The sequence below is a fragment of the Streptomyces sp. 2-1 genome (assembly GCF_048564895.1).
GTDB classification, from domain to species: domain Bacteria; phylum Actinomycetota; class Actinomycetes; order Streptomycetales; family Streptomycetaceae; genus Streptomyces; species Streptomyces phaeochromogenes.
The window spans coordinates 10,237,918-10,251,671 of sequence record NZ_CP183383.1 but is presented as its reverse complement, the minus strand read 5'-3'; the positions used below and the strand labels follow the sequence as shown (position 1 = coordinate 10,251,671).

The following is a 13,754-nucleotide window of genomic DNA, read 5'->3' as shown; positions in this document are numbered from 1 at the left end:
ACGAATGGCACAGGGCACGGACGCAGCACGGACCGTCATCCTCACCGTGGACGACGACCCTGGAGTTTCGCGTGCCGTGGCCCGTGACCTGCGGCGACGCTACGGCGAGGGATACCGGATCGTGCGCGCCGAGTCCGGCGAGAGCGCCCTGGAGGCCCTGCGGGAGCTGAAGCTGCGCGGTGATCTCGTCGCGGTGATCCTGGCGGACTACCGGATGCCCCAGATGAACGGCATCGAGTTCCTGGAGCAGGCCCTGGACGTGTACCCGGGCGCGCGGCGGGTGCTGCTGACCGCCTACGCGGACACGAACGCGGCCATCGACGCGATCAACGTCGTCGACCTCGACCACTACCTGCTCAAGCCCTGGGACCCGCCCGAGGAGAAGCTCTATCCCGTCCTGGACGACCTCCTGGACGCCTGGCGGACCTCCGACCACCGGGCGGTGCCGATCACGAAGGTCGTCGGGCACCGCTGGTCCGCGCGGTCGTCGGACGTACGGGAGTTCCTGGCCCGCAACCAGGTGCCCTACCGCTGGTACTCCTCGGACGAGCCGGAGGGCAAGCGGCTGCTGGCCTGCGCCGACCAGGACGGCGAGCGGCTGCCGCTCGTGATCACCGCGGACGGGGCCGTGCTGGTCGAGCCCGACGACCCGGAGCTGGCCGCCCAGGTGGGACTGGCCACGACCCCGGCGGCGGACTTCTACGACCTCGTCGTCATCGGCGGCGGACCCGCCGGGCTGGGCTCGGCCGTGTACGGGGCCTCGGAAGGGCTGCGGACCGTGCTCGTGGAGCGCTCCGCGACCGGCGGACAGGCCGGCCAGAGCTCACGCATCGAGAACTACCTGGGCTTCCCGGACGGTGTGTCCGGGGCGCAGCTCACCGAGCGGGCGCGGCGTCAGGCGTCGAAGTTCGGCGCCGAGATCCTGACCGCGCGCGAGGTGACCGGTCTGGAGGTCAACGGCTCCTCGCGGACCGTGCGGTTCTCGGACGGTTCCGCGATCGCCGCGCACTGCGTGATCCTGGCCACCGGCGTGTCGTACCGGCAGTTGCAGGCGCCGGGCACGGCGGACCTGACCGGGTGCGGGGTGTACTACGGATCGGCGCTGACCGAGGCGGCCTCGTGCCAGGGACACGACGTGTACATCGTCGGCGGCGCGAACTCCGCGGGCCAGGCGGCGATGTACCTGTCCAGGGGCGCGAAGTCGGTCACCCTGCTGGTGCGCGGTTCCTCCCTGTCCTCGTCGATGTCGCACTACCTGATCGGACAGATCGAGGGTGCGCCGAACATCAGCGTCCGTACGGGGACGGTCGTCGAGGCGGCGCACGGCTCCGACCACCTGGAGCAGCTGACGCTGCGCGACATCGAGAGCGGGCACACCGAACTCGTCGACGCGCAGTGGGTGTTCGTGTTCATCGGCGCGGCCCCGCTGACCGACTGGCTGGACGGCATCGTGCTGAGGGACGAGCGCGGGTTCATCGTCACCGGACCCGACCTGGCCGTCGGCGGGCAGCCGCCGCCGGACTGGGAGTTGGACCGGGCGCCGTACCACCTGGAGACCAATGTGCCCGGGGTGTTCGTGGCGGGTGACGCCCGGGCCGAGTCCGCGAAACGTGTCGCCTCCGCCGTCGGAGAGGGAGCCATGGCCGTGATGCTCGTCCACAGGTATCTGGAGCAGTCGTGAGCGGGCAGCCGATGCCGTGCGACGCGGCGGAACTCAGCACACTGTTCCTGTTCGAGAAGCTGGAACCGGAACAGCTCGGGCGGCTGTGCAGCGAAGGCCGCGTCGAGAAGTTCGAGCCCGGCTATGTGTACGAGGAGGGCGAGCCGGCCACCTGCTTCTTCGTCCTCCTCGAAGGCACGCTCGTGATGTCGCGGCGGGTCGGCGAGGACGACGTCGAGATCAGCCGCACCTCCCAGCGCGGGGTGTACGCGGGGGCCATGCAGGCCTATCTGGCCGTCCCGGACGACGCCCGCTACAAGGGTTCCCTGCGGGTGACCGAGCCGTCGCGGTTCTTCATCCTGCCCGCCGAGACGTTCGCGGCGGTCCTGCGGGAGTGGTTCCCGATGGCCGTGCATCTGCTGGAGGGGCTGTTCTTCGGCAGCCAGAACACCCAGCGGACCATCGGGCAGCGCGAGCGGCTCCTGGCGCTCGGCTCGCTGTCCGCCGGGCTGACGCACGAGCTCAACAACCCGGCCGCGGCGGCCGTACGGGCCACGTCCGCGCTGCGGGACCGGGTGGCCGGGATGCGGCACAAACTCGGCATGATCGCGACGGGCCCGTACGCGCGCGCCGCCCTGGAGACGCTCGTCGAGATCCAGGAGCGCACCGCCGAACAGGTCGCCAAGGCCACGCCCTTGAGTCCGCTCGAAGCCTCCGACCGGGAGGACGCGCTCGCCGACTGGCTGGACGACCACGGCATCGCGGGCGGCTGGCAGCTCGCGCCGACGTTCGTCCAGGCCGGTCTTGACACCGACTGGCTGGACCAGGTCGCCGCGGCCGTGGACGAGGGGACGCTCGAAGGCGCGATCAGGTGGCTCAACTACACGGTGGAGACCGAGTTGTTGATGAACGAGATCGAGGACTCCACCACCCGGGTCTCGAATCTCGTGAACGCGGCCAAGCAGTACTCCCAGCTCGACCGTGCGCCCTACCAGGTCGCCGATGTGCACGAACTGCTGGACAGCACGCTGATGATGCTCGCCGGGAAGATGGGCTCCGGCATCAGGATCGTCAAGGAGTACGACCGTGCTCTGCCCAGGATCCCCGCCTACCCGGGCGAGTTGAACCAGGTGTGGACGAACCTCATCGACAACGCGGCCTCCGCGATGGGCGGCGAGGGCGTGCTGACCGTGCGCACCGCGCTCGAACGGGACCAGCTGCTCGTCGAGTTCCGCGACACCGGGCCCGGCGTGCCCGAGGAGATCCGCGGCAGGATCTTCGACCCGTTCTTCACGACGAAGCCGGTCGGCGAGGGCACCGGGCTGGGGCTCGACATCTCCTGGCGGATCGTCGTGAACAAGCACCACGGTCATCTGGAGGTCCACTCCGAGCCCGGCGACACCCGCTTCCAGGTCTTCCTCCCGCTCACCGCCGCCGAAACCGACGCCCCTCAGGAGGCCTCATGACCACGGACGGAATCGACCCCGGCGTACCGCCGAGCGGTGCGGGCTGCGCCGAATGCGACCAGGTGGACGGCTGGTGGTTCCATCTGCGGCGGTGCGCCCAGTGCGGTCATGTGGGCTGCTGCGACGACTCCCCCGGCAAGCACGCCACCGCCCATCACCGGACCACCGGCCATCCGATCATCCGCAGCTTCGAGCCGGGCGAGCGCTGGTTCTGGAACTTCAAGACGTCCGAGCTGTACGAGTCCGGTCCGGAGCTCGCTCCCCCGGCCTCCCACCCGGCGGACCAGCCCGCACCCGGGCCCGCTGGACGGGTCCCGGCGAACTGGGCGGAGACCCTGCGCTGAAGTTGATCTCCGTCATCGGGAGCAGCCCCGGGGTCGGAAAGTCCACGCTGTGCCGGGCCCTCGCCGACTGGCTGTCCGGGCTCGGCGCGTCGGTCGACCACTTCGAGGAGGCGGACGTCCTCGCCCGGCGCCGCCTGACCGAGCTGCTGAGGCTGCCGACGCGGCCTTGAGGGCGGCCCGGGGCCACTGTCGGTCGCTGTGTCGGTGGTGCGTGCCAGGATGGATGTGTGCCGACCACCTCTTTCACCACGCCGTTCATCGGCCGCGAGGACGAACTCGCCCGCCTGACCCGAGTCCTGGACCGGGCCCGGGCCGGTGAGGCGCGTGCCGTGCTCGTCGCGGGGGACGCGGGAGTCGGCAAGACCCGGCTGCTCGCCGAGGCCGCCGGGCATGCCGCCGAGGCCGGCACGACCGTCGTCACGGGGCACTGTGTGGACCTCGGTGACGTGGGTCTGCCCTATCTGCCGTTCACCGAGATCGTGGGTGTGCTCGCCGACGACGAGCGGTTCTCCGCCGCCCTGGCCTCGCATCCCGTGGTGGACCGGCTGCTCGGCGACGGGAGCGGTGGCGCGGGGGACGCGGGCGGACGGCTGCAGTTGTTCGAGGGCATGGCGAGTCTGCTGACCGATCTCGCCGAGACCGCCCCGCTGCTGCTGGTCCTGGAGGACCTGCACTGGGCCGACCAGTCCTCCCGTGACCTGCTGCGCTTCCTGCTCAGCCGGGGGATCCTCCAGTCCCGGGTCCGCTCAAGGGGAGGGGACGCGGTCGCGAGTGGTGCGCCCGGTCAGCGGCTCGCGGTGTTCGCCTCGTACCGCGCCGACGATCTGCACCGCAGACACCCGCTGCGCCCCCTGCTCGCCGAGCTCGTCCGGCTGCCCGTCGTGGAGCGGCTCGAACTGCGGCCGATGCCCGACGGCGAGGTGGCGCGTCTCGTCCGTGCCCAGCAGGCCGCCCCGGTGCCCGATGCCACCGTCCGCCGTATCGTCGAGCGCGCCGAGGGCAACGCGTTCTACGCGGAGGAGTTGCTCGCCGCCACCTCCGAGACCATGCCCGGGGCGGCGTCCGCCGTGCCGAGCGGGCTGGCCGATGTGCTGCTCATCCGCTTCGAGCAACTCGCGGCGACCGCCCAGCAGGTGCTGCGCACGGCAGCCGTCGCGGGGCGCCGCGTCGAGCACGATCTGCTGCGCGACACCGTCCAACTGCCCGAGGAGGAGCTGGAGTCGGCCCTGCGCGAGGCCGTCGGACGGCAACTCCTCGTCCCCGGTGACGACGACACGTACTCCTTCCGGCACGCCCTGATCCGTGAGGCCGTGTACGCCGATCTGCTGCCGGGTGAACGGGTGCGGCTGCACAGGGCGTTCGCCGGAGTGCTGGCCGGGCGCGGCCACCGGGCCGAGAGCGCGGCGGAGCGCGCCCACCACTCCCGGGAGAGCCACGACCTGGCCGACGCGCTGGCCGCGTCGCTGGAGGCCGCCGACCACGCTGGCCGGGTCCGGGCGCCCGCCGAGGAACTGCGGCATCTGGAAGCCGCGCTCGACCTGTGGTCGGCGGTGCCGCACGACGCACGGCCCGACGGCTTCGACACGGTCACCCTGACGCTGCGCGCCTCCGCCGCCGCCGCGCACGCCGGTGAGACCCACCGGGCCGTCTCGCTGACGCGGTCCGCGCTCGCGAGGGTCGGCGACGACGAGGACTCCGAACTGGCCGCCCGCGTCCGCTACACGCTCGCGGGCAACCTCATGCGCATCGACAACCTCGCCGCCGCGTTCACGTACAGCAACGAGGCGCTCGCGATGATCCCCGCCGATCCTCCGTCGCGCACCTGGGTGTGGGCCGCGGCCACGCATGTCATGGCGGCGACGTACATGGGCGAGGACGAGGCCGCCCACCGCGTGGCCCGCAAGGCAGTGCGCATCGCCGAGGAACTCGACGTGTCCGACGCGCAGGCCGATCTGCTGATCTCCCTGGTCAGCCTCGAAGGGCGCAGCCGGCGTACCCCCGAGGGACGGGCCCGGCTGCGGGAGGCACGTGAGCTGGCCCGCCGCGCCGGTAACGCCTCCGTCGAGATGCGCGCGCTCTTCAATCTCTCCATCGGCTCGCACGAGTCCGGTGACCTGGACGAATGCCTGACCTGGCTCACCGAGGGTCTGGAGCGCGCGGGCCGTGCCGGGCTCCTCTCGTCCCCGTACCCGGTGGAGATGCGCTATCTGCGCTCCCTGATGCTCTACACCCTGGGCCAGTGGGACGAGTGCCTCCGGGCCGCGGAGACCGAGCTCGACGGGCTGCCGACGGCGGGCAGGTACGCGATCGGGCCCGCCCTGTCCGTGGCCCTGGCGCGCGGTGACCAGCATGCCGTCGAGCGAGCCCGGGCCCTGCTCGACGGGCCGTTCGACTGGATGGCCACGCTCGTCGCGGGCCTCCTCCTGACCGACGCCGCGGTGCAGCGACACGACGCGGAGGAGGCCCTCGAACAGTTCCGTACGACGCTTACCGCTCTCATCGACGACGCCGGCACCACGCCCCATGTGGCCGTACGGCTCGCGGCCCTCGCACTGACCGCCATCGGGGACGCGGTCGTGGAGTCCCGGCGGACCGGCGACGAGGAGGGGGCCGACCGCTGGACGGAGACCGGGACGGAGCTGGTGGAGCTGGCCCGGATCACGGCGAACAAGGGCGAGGACGATACGCCGCAGGGCCCCGAGGGGCTGGCGTGGCTGGCGCGCGCCGAGGCGGAGTGGGCGCGGGCCTGTGCCCGGCCGGACGACGGACCGGGCGTCGAACTGAGCGTCGGGGCCTGGGAGAAGGCCGTCGCGGCGTTCGGCTACGGGGACGTCTATGAGCAGGCCCGCTGTCAACTGCGCCTGGCGGAGACCCTGTTGGTGGCGGAGCGGCGCGACGAGGCCGCCGCGCACGCGCGTGCCGCGCGCGACACGGCCGTCCGGCTGGGCGCCGTGCCCCTGCTCGACGACGTCGAGCGGCTGATCCGCCGGGGCCGCCTCGCGGAGACCCCGTCCACGGCCGACCGGGTACCGCTGCTGACGGCACGCGAGAACGACGTCCTGCTGCTCCTCTCCCGTGGCCGCACCAACCGCCAGATCGGCGAGGAGCTCTTCATCAGCGGGAAGACGGCGAGCGTGCACGTCTCCAACATCCTCGCCAAGCTCGGCGCCGCCAGCCGCACGGAGGCGGTGGCGATCGCCTACCGCGAGGGGTTGGTCGAGCCGGAGCCGTCCGCTTCGGGGTGATCACCGAAGGGGCGTTGGCGAGGCGTCGGCGCCGGAGAGTGGCCGTCTGCCGTGGAGGCGGCGCCCCGCTCGCCGCCCGCCGACGGGCGCTCAGGACTCGGTCTTCTGGAGGACGGGCTTCTGGACGACGGGCTCGATGGCGCGGTCCGCGACCGCCGGGTCCGGGTCCGGGGCCGTGTCTCCGCTGTGGTGCTTCGCCCGTTGGATCTGTTCGTAGACGTGGGCGCGCAGTTCGGCGAAGCGGGGGCTGGAGCGGGTGTGCAACTGGTCGCGCTCGTCGGGGAGGTCGATGGTGAGGTCCTCCTGCACAACGGTCGGGGACTTGGAGAGGATCAGGGTGCGCTGGCCGAGGTAGACCGCCTCGTCGATGTCGTGGGTGACGAACAGGACGGTGACGCCGAGTTCGTGCCACAACTTCCGGATCAGGTCCTCCAGTTCGGCGCGGGTCTGCGCGTCGACCGCCGCGAAGGGCTCGTCCATCAGCAGCACCTTCGGCTCGTACGCGACGGCGCGTGCGATGGCGACGCGCTGCTGCATGCCGCCCGAGAGCTGCCAGGGGTACGCCTCGTGGGCGTCGGAGAGGCCGACCACCTCCAGGGCGTGGTCCACCAGCTCCCGTTCGCGCGCCTTGCCGAGCTTCTTGCGGCGCAGGGGCAGGGCGACGTTGTCGCGCACGTTCATCCAGGCGAACAGGGAGCGGCCGTACTCCTGGAAGACGACCGCCATGCCGGGCGGCGGTCCGGCGACCGGGCGGCCGTCGAGACGCACCTCGCCGCGGGTGGGGGCAAGCAGGCCCGCCATGCACTTGAGCAGGGTGGTCTTGCCGCAGCCGGATGGGCCGACCAGGCAGACCAGTTCGCCCTCGGCTATGTGGAAGGTGAGGTTGCGCAGCGCCTCGACGTTGCGGTGCCGACCGGTGTAGATCTTCTGCAGGTCCTGTACGTCGAGCATCGACGTCTCCTTGTCAGGCGTTGCGTCAGGGATTTCGTCGGAGGGTGCATCAGGGATTGCGTCAGGGATTGCGCTGCGCGTGGCGCAGGCCGTGGTACCAGGCCAGGACTCGGTTCTCGGCGAACCGGAAGAGCAGCGACAGGAGGAAGCCGAGGATGCCGAGCAGCAGAACCCCGCTCCACATCTCGGGGATGGCGAAGGAGCGCTGGAACTGCACGATGGTGAAGCCCAGGCCGTTGCTGGCGGCGAACATCTCGCTGATGACCATGAGAATGATCCCGATCGAGAGGGCCTGGCGCATGCCCGTGACGATCTGAGGGCTCGCCGCGCGCAGCACCAGATGCCGCAGGCGCGCGACGCCGGTGATGCCGTAGGAGCGGCAGGTGTCGCCGAGCACCTCGTCGACCGCGCGGACGCCTTCGACGGTGTTGAGCAGGATCGGCCACATGCAGCCGCTGACGATGACGAGCACCTTCATGGTGTCGCCGATTCCGGCGAACAGCATGATCACCGGGATGAGCACGGGTGGCGGGATGGCCCGGAAGAGTTCGAGGACCGGTTCCAGGACGTCCCGTACGGCCCGCCGCATGCCGACGACCAGGCCGAGCCCCACTCCGACGACCACGGCGAGGAGGTAGCCGGCCGCGAGGCGCAGCAGGCTGGGTACGACGTCCGACAGCAGCCGGTCCACCGTCCAGACCTTCCCGAAGCTGTCCAGGATGGTGGCCAGGGGCGGGAAGTAGAAGTCGGTGCTGCCGGCGGTGGCGAACCACCACACGGTGAAGAGGACGGCGGGCAGACCCAGGACCAGCAAGCTCCGTCGGGCCACGGTGAGGGCGGTCATGCGGTCACCTCCGTGCGTACCGACTGGTGCCAGTGCAGTGCCCGTCGTTCGACCGCCCGTGCCGCCAGGTTGACGGCGACGCCGAGCAGGCCGGTCACGAGGACAAGGGCGTAGACCTCCGGTACGGCTCCGGACACCTGGGCGACGGCGATCTCGTGGCCGAGGCCGGGGGCGCCGATGACGAGTTCGGCGGTGATGGTGAGGATGAGCGCCACGGTGGCGGCCAGCCGTACCCCCGTCATCACGTACGGCAGCGCGGTCGGCCACAGGACGTGGCGGACCCTGCCCCAGGTGCCGAGCAGATAGCTGCGGGCGGTGTCCTCGGCGACCGGGTCGACGTCCTGCATTCCGGCCAGGACCTGGACGATCACCTGCCAGAAGGAGGCGTACACGACGAGCAGCAGTTTCGACCTGAGGTCGGTGCCGTAGAGCAGGACTGCGACGGGGATCAGGGCGACGGACGGGATGGGGCGCAGGAACTCGATGGTGGAGGCGGTCACCGCGCGCAGTACGGGCACGGAGCCGATGACGACTCCGGCGGCGACGCCCGCCACGACGGCGACGGCCAGCCCCAGGCCCCATCCGGTCAGGGTGTCGCCGAGTGCGGTCCAGAACGTCGGTTCGGCGAGCAGGGTTCCCAGGGTGCGGACGGTTTCCGAGGCGGGCGGCAGATAGTCGGCCGACACCAGGCCGGTGTGCGGCAGCACTTCGAGCACCGCGACCAGTCCGGCGAGACCGGCGAGGCCGCGCAGTACCGCGACCGGGACCGGACCGCCCGGGGCGGGTGCCTCGGCCCCGCCGGGACCGGGGTCGGTCCCGGCGGGCTCCGCCAGTACAGGGGTGAGGCCGGGGCTGGTCATGAGAACAGCGCGTTCAGGTCGGGCTTCTTGTCGCCGAAGATGCCGTCCTCCTCGCCGAGGGCGGCCAGCTTCTCCAGGGAGGCCATGTCGACCTCCGCCGGCCAGTTGGGCAGGATGAGCTTGTCGAGCACATCGCCGCTGATCTTGGTGTAGGTGGTGAGGATCTGGCGCGCCTCGTCCGGGTGTTCGGAGGCGTAGGTCAGCGACTCGGCCATCGCCTCGCTGAACTTCTTCACGAGCTCCGGGTTCTCCTGCGTCACCTTGGCCGAGGTGAAGTACGTGGCCACGGTGAGCTTCGGGTCGGTCTCGGCGAACGGCGAGGCGATGACCCGGGCGCCCTGTGCCTTGGCGATCGTCGTCGCGGGCTCGCCCATCCAGGCCGCGTCCACCTGGCCGCCGTCCAGAGCGGCGGGCATCTGGTCGAACGGTATCTCGACGAACTTGACCTTGGACGGGTCGCCGCCGTCCTTGCGGACCGACTCCCGGACCGTCGTGTCCCCGATGTTCTGCAGGGTGTTGACCGCCACCGTCTTTCCGGCGAGGTCCTTGGCCGACTTGATCGAGCTGTCCTTCTTGACCGCGACGGCGGTGACGTCGGCGCCGACCTTGCCGTTGGAGGCCGCGCCGTTCACCACCGACCTGACCGGTACGCCCTTGGTCTGGGCGAGCATCAGCGAGGTGGTGTTGCTGAAGCCGAACTGGAACTGGCCGCTCACCACACCGGGAATGATCGCCGCGCCGCCCTGGGCGCTCTCCATCTTCAGCTTGATGCCCCGGCTGCTGAAGAAGCCCTTCTTGTCGCCCAGATAGAGCGGTGCCACATCGACGATCGGAATGATGCCGACCTTGACCTCCGTGGTCCTGCCTCCGCCGGAGGGCGCCGAAGCGCCGCTCGAGGAGGACGAGGACCCGCATCCGGCCGCGCCTGCGACCGTGACCACGGCTATGGCTAGCCCGAGAATGCGCCTTTGCATGGGCTCCTCCTGACGGAAACACCTGTGGTGGTGTGCACACCCCGCCCGGTCGGCCCGCCATGACCGGACAGGCCCGGCGGATCGCCCGGGCCGAACGGATCGAGCAGGCCGCTCGGGTTCGAATGGATCGAACGGATCGAGCAGGTCGAGCGGGGAACCGCGAACTCCGGGAGCGCATCGGAAGTGGACGCCGAACCGGCTCGATGTCCGGTTCGGCCCCGGGCACTCCCGGAGCCACGGCCGCCGGACGCGTGGACTTCCGACGGCGAGGCAGCGGAGCGGGGAGTAGCCGCCGCTGCCTCGTCGAGACCAGTCGACCCGTCCAGACGTTGTGCACTTTCTTGACGGCCGCAATCTACACACCTATGTTCGCCCTGTCAGTACCCCGGACAAGGGAGGTTGCAAGGTGAGCGGCCGGACCCTTTCGGACGTGCACGACGAGACCTCGGGCATGCACGACGAGACCTCGGACGTGCACGAGGAGACTCCTCAGGCGGCCATGGACTCGCGCGTGGACTTCCCCGAAGGACCGCAACTGCGCCCCCAGTCGCTGATGTTCGCCTTCTTCGGCGGCCATGTTCTGGAGCAGGGGCCGCTGTGCGTGTACTCCGGCAGCGTCATCGAGGTGCTGGCGCGCGCGGGGGTCGGGGAGCAGGCGGTGCGGTCCACGCTGACCCGGATGGTCAACCGCGGTCTGCTGCGGCGTCAGCGGGAGGGGCGCCGCATGTACTTCGGCCTGACCCCGCAGGCGACGGAGATCCTCTGGAACGGCAAGAAGCGGCTCTGGGACACCGGCGCCGTCAACGACGACTGGGACGGCACCTGGACGCTGCTCGGCTTCTCACTGCCCGAGTCCTGGCAGCGCCAGCGGCACGATCTGCGCTCCCGGCTGGCCTGGTCGGGCTTCGGCCCCCTCTACAGCGGGCTGTGGATCGCGCCCGGCGACTTCGACGTGTCCGCGCTCGTCTCCGAACTCGGGCTCGCGGCCCACGTCAAGATCTTCCATGCCACGGCCGACGACGCCACCGACATCGGCCTGATGATCCGTGACACCTGGGACCTGGACGGCGTCGGCGCCCGGTACGCCGACTTCGACAAACGCTGGACCGACTGGCTCGGCTCCAGCTCCGAATCCGGCTCTGGCCCTGCCTCCGGCTCCGGCTCCGGCTCCGGCTCCGGCTCCGGCTCCGGCTCCGGCTCCGGGGACCCTCTCGGGACCAGGTTGCGCCTGACCAGCGAGTGGCTCCAGATCATCCGCACGGACCCGCGGCTGCCCGCCCGGCACCTGCCCGCCGCCTGGCCTGCCCGGTCGGCCCACGACACCTTCCACCGCATCGCGGAACAGACCGAGGCCCCCGCCTGCCGGATGGCCGCCCGGCTCATGGAGACCACCCCGCTGCGACCGTCCTGACCGGGCGGGAGGCCCACCAGAAGCCGACCGGAGGCCGAGCGGGAATCCGGCGACGGCCCGCGGTCCCCGGGTGGTGCGGCTGCGAGGTCCGGTGGATGGCGGTGTCATGGAGACATGCCCCACGCAGGGCCGAGCCGCCGTTTGTGACCCGGAGGACCGGCTACACGAACGGGACGGCGCGCATCCGCACAAGAAAAGGTGGCTCGTCATGACGCCTGGCACGCATCTCGCTCTGACACTCACGCTCAGCGGCGGTACGGCCGCCGACGCGCGGGCGGTCGTCCACACCCTCGAATCCACCTTCGGAACGGCCGAGGACATGCCCGGGAACGGGGGCGCCACGGTCTACACGGCCGCTTTCGACAACGACATACCGGTCGATGCCGGGGTCACACCCCCGACCGCGCCGCCACTCTCCGCGCCCGTGACCGTCACCCTCCAGGGCAGCCCCGAGGCGGTACGGCGGGCCGACGAGACCCTCACCTCCGTCTTCACCGTGCGCGAGGAGGGCATGGTCTCCGGCGACCAGGAGCAGGAATGGCAGCTCCGACTGGAGCCGTAACGCAGCCTTCGCCGTCGCACAAAACCGCAGCCGCGGCCTCAGACGCCGAGGCGCAGCGCCCGCATCTGCTCGTCGAGCGGGCACAGCCCGACGTCCTCGCGGCGCTCGTCGAGCGTCCGGGGCTGACGGACGGGATACGGACGGAAGGTCGCGGGGTCCACACGGGTGCCGTAGAACTGCGGCTGGCCGAGTTCGACGGCGCAGTGGTCGGCGATGTACGCGTGGTGCGGCGCCGGGCAGCGTCCGTCCGCCGTGGCCTGGGCGATCAGGTCGCGGCAGGCGAGCTGGAAGTCGAGGTCGGGAGCGTGCAGGAGGATCATCAGCGCCGCCGTGGAGGCGGGCGCGCCGACAAGGTCGGCGGTCGGCCAGGCGTGACGCTTGACGATGGTCTTCAGCGCTTCGGCGTTTCCTCTGCGGCACTCGGTGATGCGGCGGCGCGCGACCTGCGTGGGACTGCGGTGCGCTGCCCGCGTCACTCTCTGGTCCTCGTCCGCCCTGCGGACCAGCTCGTGGGCGAGGGCCGCCGCGAGGGCCGGCACGACGACCGGACGCACCTCCTCGACCCCGTCGTGTATGTCGTCGTGGCTGCGCCCCGCCCCGTCCTCCCCCGCCGTGTCGTGCACTCGCCCGGCGTGCCCGTCCCGGCACGGGTGCCCCGGGTCACCGCCCGGGGCACCCGCCGGCTCCGTGGGCCCGTCGCGACCCGGAAGGGGGGCGACCCCCGTACGCCCCTCCCGTGCCGTGTCGTGCGCGACGTGGCCCGGCATGCCGGAACCGCTCATGACGCCCCCTGGATTTCCAATGAGAACCACACCCGCTTCCCCGTCTCGCCGGGGTCGGGCGGTGCGATGCCCCAGTCGTCGACCAGCGCGGCCACGATGGCGAGCCCGCGTCCGGACTCGTCGGCGTCGTCCGCCGTGCGGTGGCGCGGCAGGTCGGGCAAGTGGTCGGCGACCGTCACCCGCACTTCGTGGTCGGTGCACTCGACGCTGACGGTGACCATGTCACCGGCGTCGGGGCTGCCGTGCCTGACGGCGTTGGCGAACAGTTCGTCGGTGGCCAGGACCGCGTTGTCGAGCTGCTCGTCCGGCAACCGCAGGTACGACAGCTGCTCGGCGACCATGCGGCGTACGCCCGAGGCGCGCGAGGGCTGCGCGGGGACCACGACGCGTAGGACACGGGCCGCGCTCACGGGGACGGGCGCGGCCGGAGCCACCACGGACGCGACCGGGGCGGTCTGGGCGCTCTCACCGGCCCAGGGCCGACCGGTGGGCGAGTCATGTTCCGCGCCGCGCGACAGCGAGGGCGACGGCCGACAGCGGTGTGCCCTGGGTGCCGTCATCGTGCCTCCTTCAAGTGCAGCACGGGTGGGGGACGGTCTCGGTGGCTGCCCGTGCAGCCAACCGGCCGGAGCGACGGCGGACCAGGGGGTGCGGG

Annotated in this window: 13 protein-coding genes; 7 read left to right on the top strand and 6 right to left on the bottom strand. The window is 71.4% G+C overall.

The genetic code is table 11. The features are described 5' to 3' along the window. The first annotated feature begins 4 nt into the window (after window positions 1-4). From ACN20J_RS44765 to ACN20J_RS44745, 5 genes are read left to right on the top strand one after another with little or no spacing between them, the layout of a single operon-like run. Window positions 5-1,681, top strand: a complete 1,677-nt coding sequence (locus ACN20J_RS44765; RefSeq protein ID WP_189842740.1) for an FAD-dependent oxidoreductase — start codon at window positions 5-7, stop codon at window positions 1,679-1,681. Continuing rightward, a complete protein-coding gene (locus ACN20J_RS44760; protein WP_189842741.1) occupies window positions 1,678-3,126 on the top strand; it encodes an ATP-binding protein in 1,449 nt (482 codons plus the stop codon). The genes ACN20J_RS44765 and ACN20J_RS44760 overlap by 4 nt, the downstream gene beginning before the upstream one ends. Continuing rightward, window positions 3,123-3,470 (top strand): UBP-type zinc finger domain-containing protein, encoded by a 348-nt coding sequence (locus ACN20J_RS44755; RefSeq protein WP_419668258.1) that lies wholly within the window; start codon window positions 3,123-3,125, stop codon window positions 3,468-3,470. The genes ACN20J_RS44760 and ACN20J_RS44755 overlap by 4 nt, the downstream gene beginning before the upstream one ends. 2 nt (window positions 3,471-3,472) lie before the next feature. Further along, a complete protein-coding gene (locus tag ACN20J_RS44750; RefSeq protein ID WP_189842851.1) occupies window positions 3,473-3,640 on the top strand; it encodes a hypothetical protein in 168 nt (55 codons plus the stop codon). A 57-nt stretch (window positions 3,641-3,697) separates the two neighbouring features. Next, window positions 3,698-6,715 carry a helix-turn-helix transcriptional regulator gene (locus ACN20J_RS44745; RefSeq protein WP_419668257.1) on the top strand — a complete coding sequence of 1,006 codons (3,018 nt, stop codon included), beginning with the start codon at window positions 3,698-3,700 and terminating at the stop codon, window positions 6,713-6,715. 90 nt (window positions 6,716-6,805) lie between these two features. On the opposite strand, the gene ACN20J_RS44740 is transcribed toward ACN20J_RS44745, so the two are convergent. From ACN20J_RS44740 to ACN20J_RS44725, 4 genes are all read right to left on the bottom strand, one after another. After that, window positions 6,806-7,666: an ABC transporter ATP-binding protein gene (locus ACN20J_RS44740; protein ID WP_419668256.1), complete on the bottom strand. Its 861-nt coding sequence runs from the start codon at window positions 7,664-7,666 to the stop codon at window positions 6,806-6,808. Between the two features lie 61 nt (window positions 7,667-7,727). Next, complete coding sequence (locus tag ACN20J_RS44735; RefSeq protein WP_419668255.1) at window positions 7,728-8,510, bottom strand: ABC transporter permease; 783 nt, start codon at window positions 8,508-8,510, stop codon at window positions 7,728-7,730. Next, window positions 8,507-9,370, bottom strand: a complete 864-nt coding sequence (locus ACN20J_RS44730) for an ABC transporter permease (RefSeq protein WP_419668254.1) — start codon at window positions 9,368-9,370, stop codon at window positions 8,507-8,509. Before ACN20J_RS44730 ends, ACN20J_RS44735 begins: the two co-directional genes overlap by 4 nt. Further along, window positions 9,367-10,344 (bottom strand): ABC transporter substrate-binding protein, encoded by a 978-nt coding sequence (locus ACN20J_RS44725; RefSeq protein WP_419668253.1) that lies wholly within the window; start codon window positions 10,342-10,344, stop codon window positions 9,367-9,369. The genes ACN20J_RS44730 and ACN20J_RS44725 overlap by 4 nt, the downstream gene beginning before the upstream one ends. Before the next feature lie 499 nt (window positions 10,345-10,843). On the opposite strand from ACN20J_RS44725, the gene ACN20J_RS44720 reads away from it, so the two are divergent. Together ACN20J_RS44720 and ACN20J_RS44715 are read left to right on the top strand one after the other, a co-directional pair. Beyond that, window positions 10,844-11,755, top strand: coding sequence for a PaaX family transcriptional regulator C-terminal domain-containing protein (locus ACN20J_RS44720; RefSeq protein ID WP_419669068.1), 912 nt, complete (start codon window positions 10,844-10,846; stop codon window positions 11,753-11,755). A 208-nt stretch (window positions 11,756-11,963) separates the two neighbouring features. Continuing rightward, the gene (locus ACN20J_RS44715) at window positions 11,964-12,317 is read left to right on the top strand and encodes a hypothetical protein (RefSeq protein ID WP_361886121.1); all 354 of its coding nucleotides are present in this window, start codon (window positions 11,964-11,966) and stop codon (window positions 12,315-12,317) included. A 38-nt stretch (window positions 12,318-12,355) separates the two neighbouring features. On the opposite strand, the gene ACN20J_RS44710 is transcribed toward ACN20J_RS44715, so the two are convergent. Further along, window positions 12,356-13,099, bottom strand: a complete 744-nt coding sequence (locus ACN20J_RS44710; RefSeq protein WP_307886974.1) for a DUF6624 domain-containing protein — start codon at window positions 13,097-13,099, stop codon at window positions 12,356-12,358. Then, window positions 13,096-13,659 (bottom strand): ATP-binding protein, encoded by a 564-nt coding sequence (locus ACN20J_RS44705; protein WP_419668252.1) that lies wholly within the window; start codon window positions 13,657-13,659, stop codon window positions 13,096-13,098. Before ACN20J_RS44705 ends, ACN20J_RS44710 begins: the two co-directional genes overlap by 4 nt. Between the last annotated feature and the right edge of the window lie 95 nt (window positions 13,660-13,754).

Bases quoted from the DNA above. Each gene is read 5' to 3' on its own strand.
- ACN20J_RS44710 (WP_307886974.1), bottom strand. From the start codon at position 13,099: ATGAGCGGTTCCGGCATGCCGGGCCACGTCGCGCACGACACGGCACGG.
- ACN20J_RS44730 (WP_419668254.1), bottom strand. From the start codon at position 9,370: ATGACCAGCCCCGGCCTCACCCCTGTACTGGCGGAGCCCGCCGGGACC.
- ACN20J_RS44715 (WP_361886121.1), top strand. From the start codon at position 11,964: ATGACGCCTGGCACGCATCTCGCTCTGACACTCACGCTCAGCGGCGGT.
- ACN20J_RS44720 (WP_419669068.1), top strand. From the start codon at position 10,844: ATGGACTCGCGCGTGGACTTCCCCGAAGGACCGCAACTGCGCCCCCAG.
- ACN20J_RS44705 (WP_419668252.1), bottom strand. From the start codon at position 13,659: ATGACGGCACCCAGGGCACACCGCTGTCGGCCGTCGCCCTCGCTGTCG.
- ACN20J_RS44755 (WP_419668258.1), top strand. From the start codon at position 3,123: ATGACCACGGACGGAATCGACCCCGGCGTACCGCCGAGCGGTGCGGGC.
- ACN20J_RS44740 (WP_419668256.1), bottom strand. From the start codon at position 7,666: ATGCTCGACGTACAGGACCTGCAGAAGATCTACACCGGTCGGCACCGC.
- ACN20J_RS44725 (WP_419668253.1), bottom strand. From the start codon at position 10,344: ATGCAAAGGCGCATTCTCGGGCTAGCCATAGCCGTGGTCACGGTCGCA.
- ACN20J_RS44735 (WP_419668255.1), bottom strand. From the start codon at position 8,510: ATGACCGCCCTCACCGTGGCCCGACGGAGCTTGCTGGTCCTGGGTCTG.
- ACN20J_RS44765 (WP_189842740.1), top strand. From the start codon at position 5: ATGGCACAGGGCACGGACGCAGCACGGACCGTCATCCTCACCGTGGAC.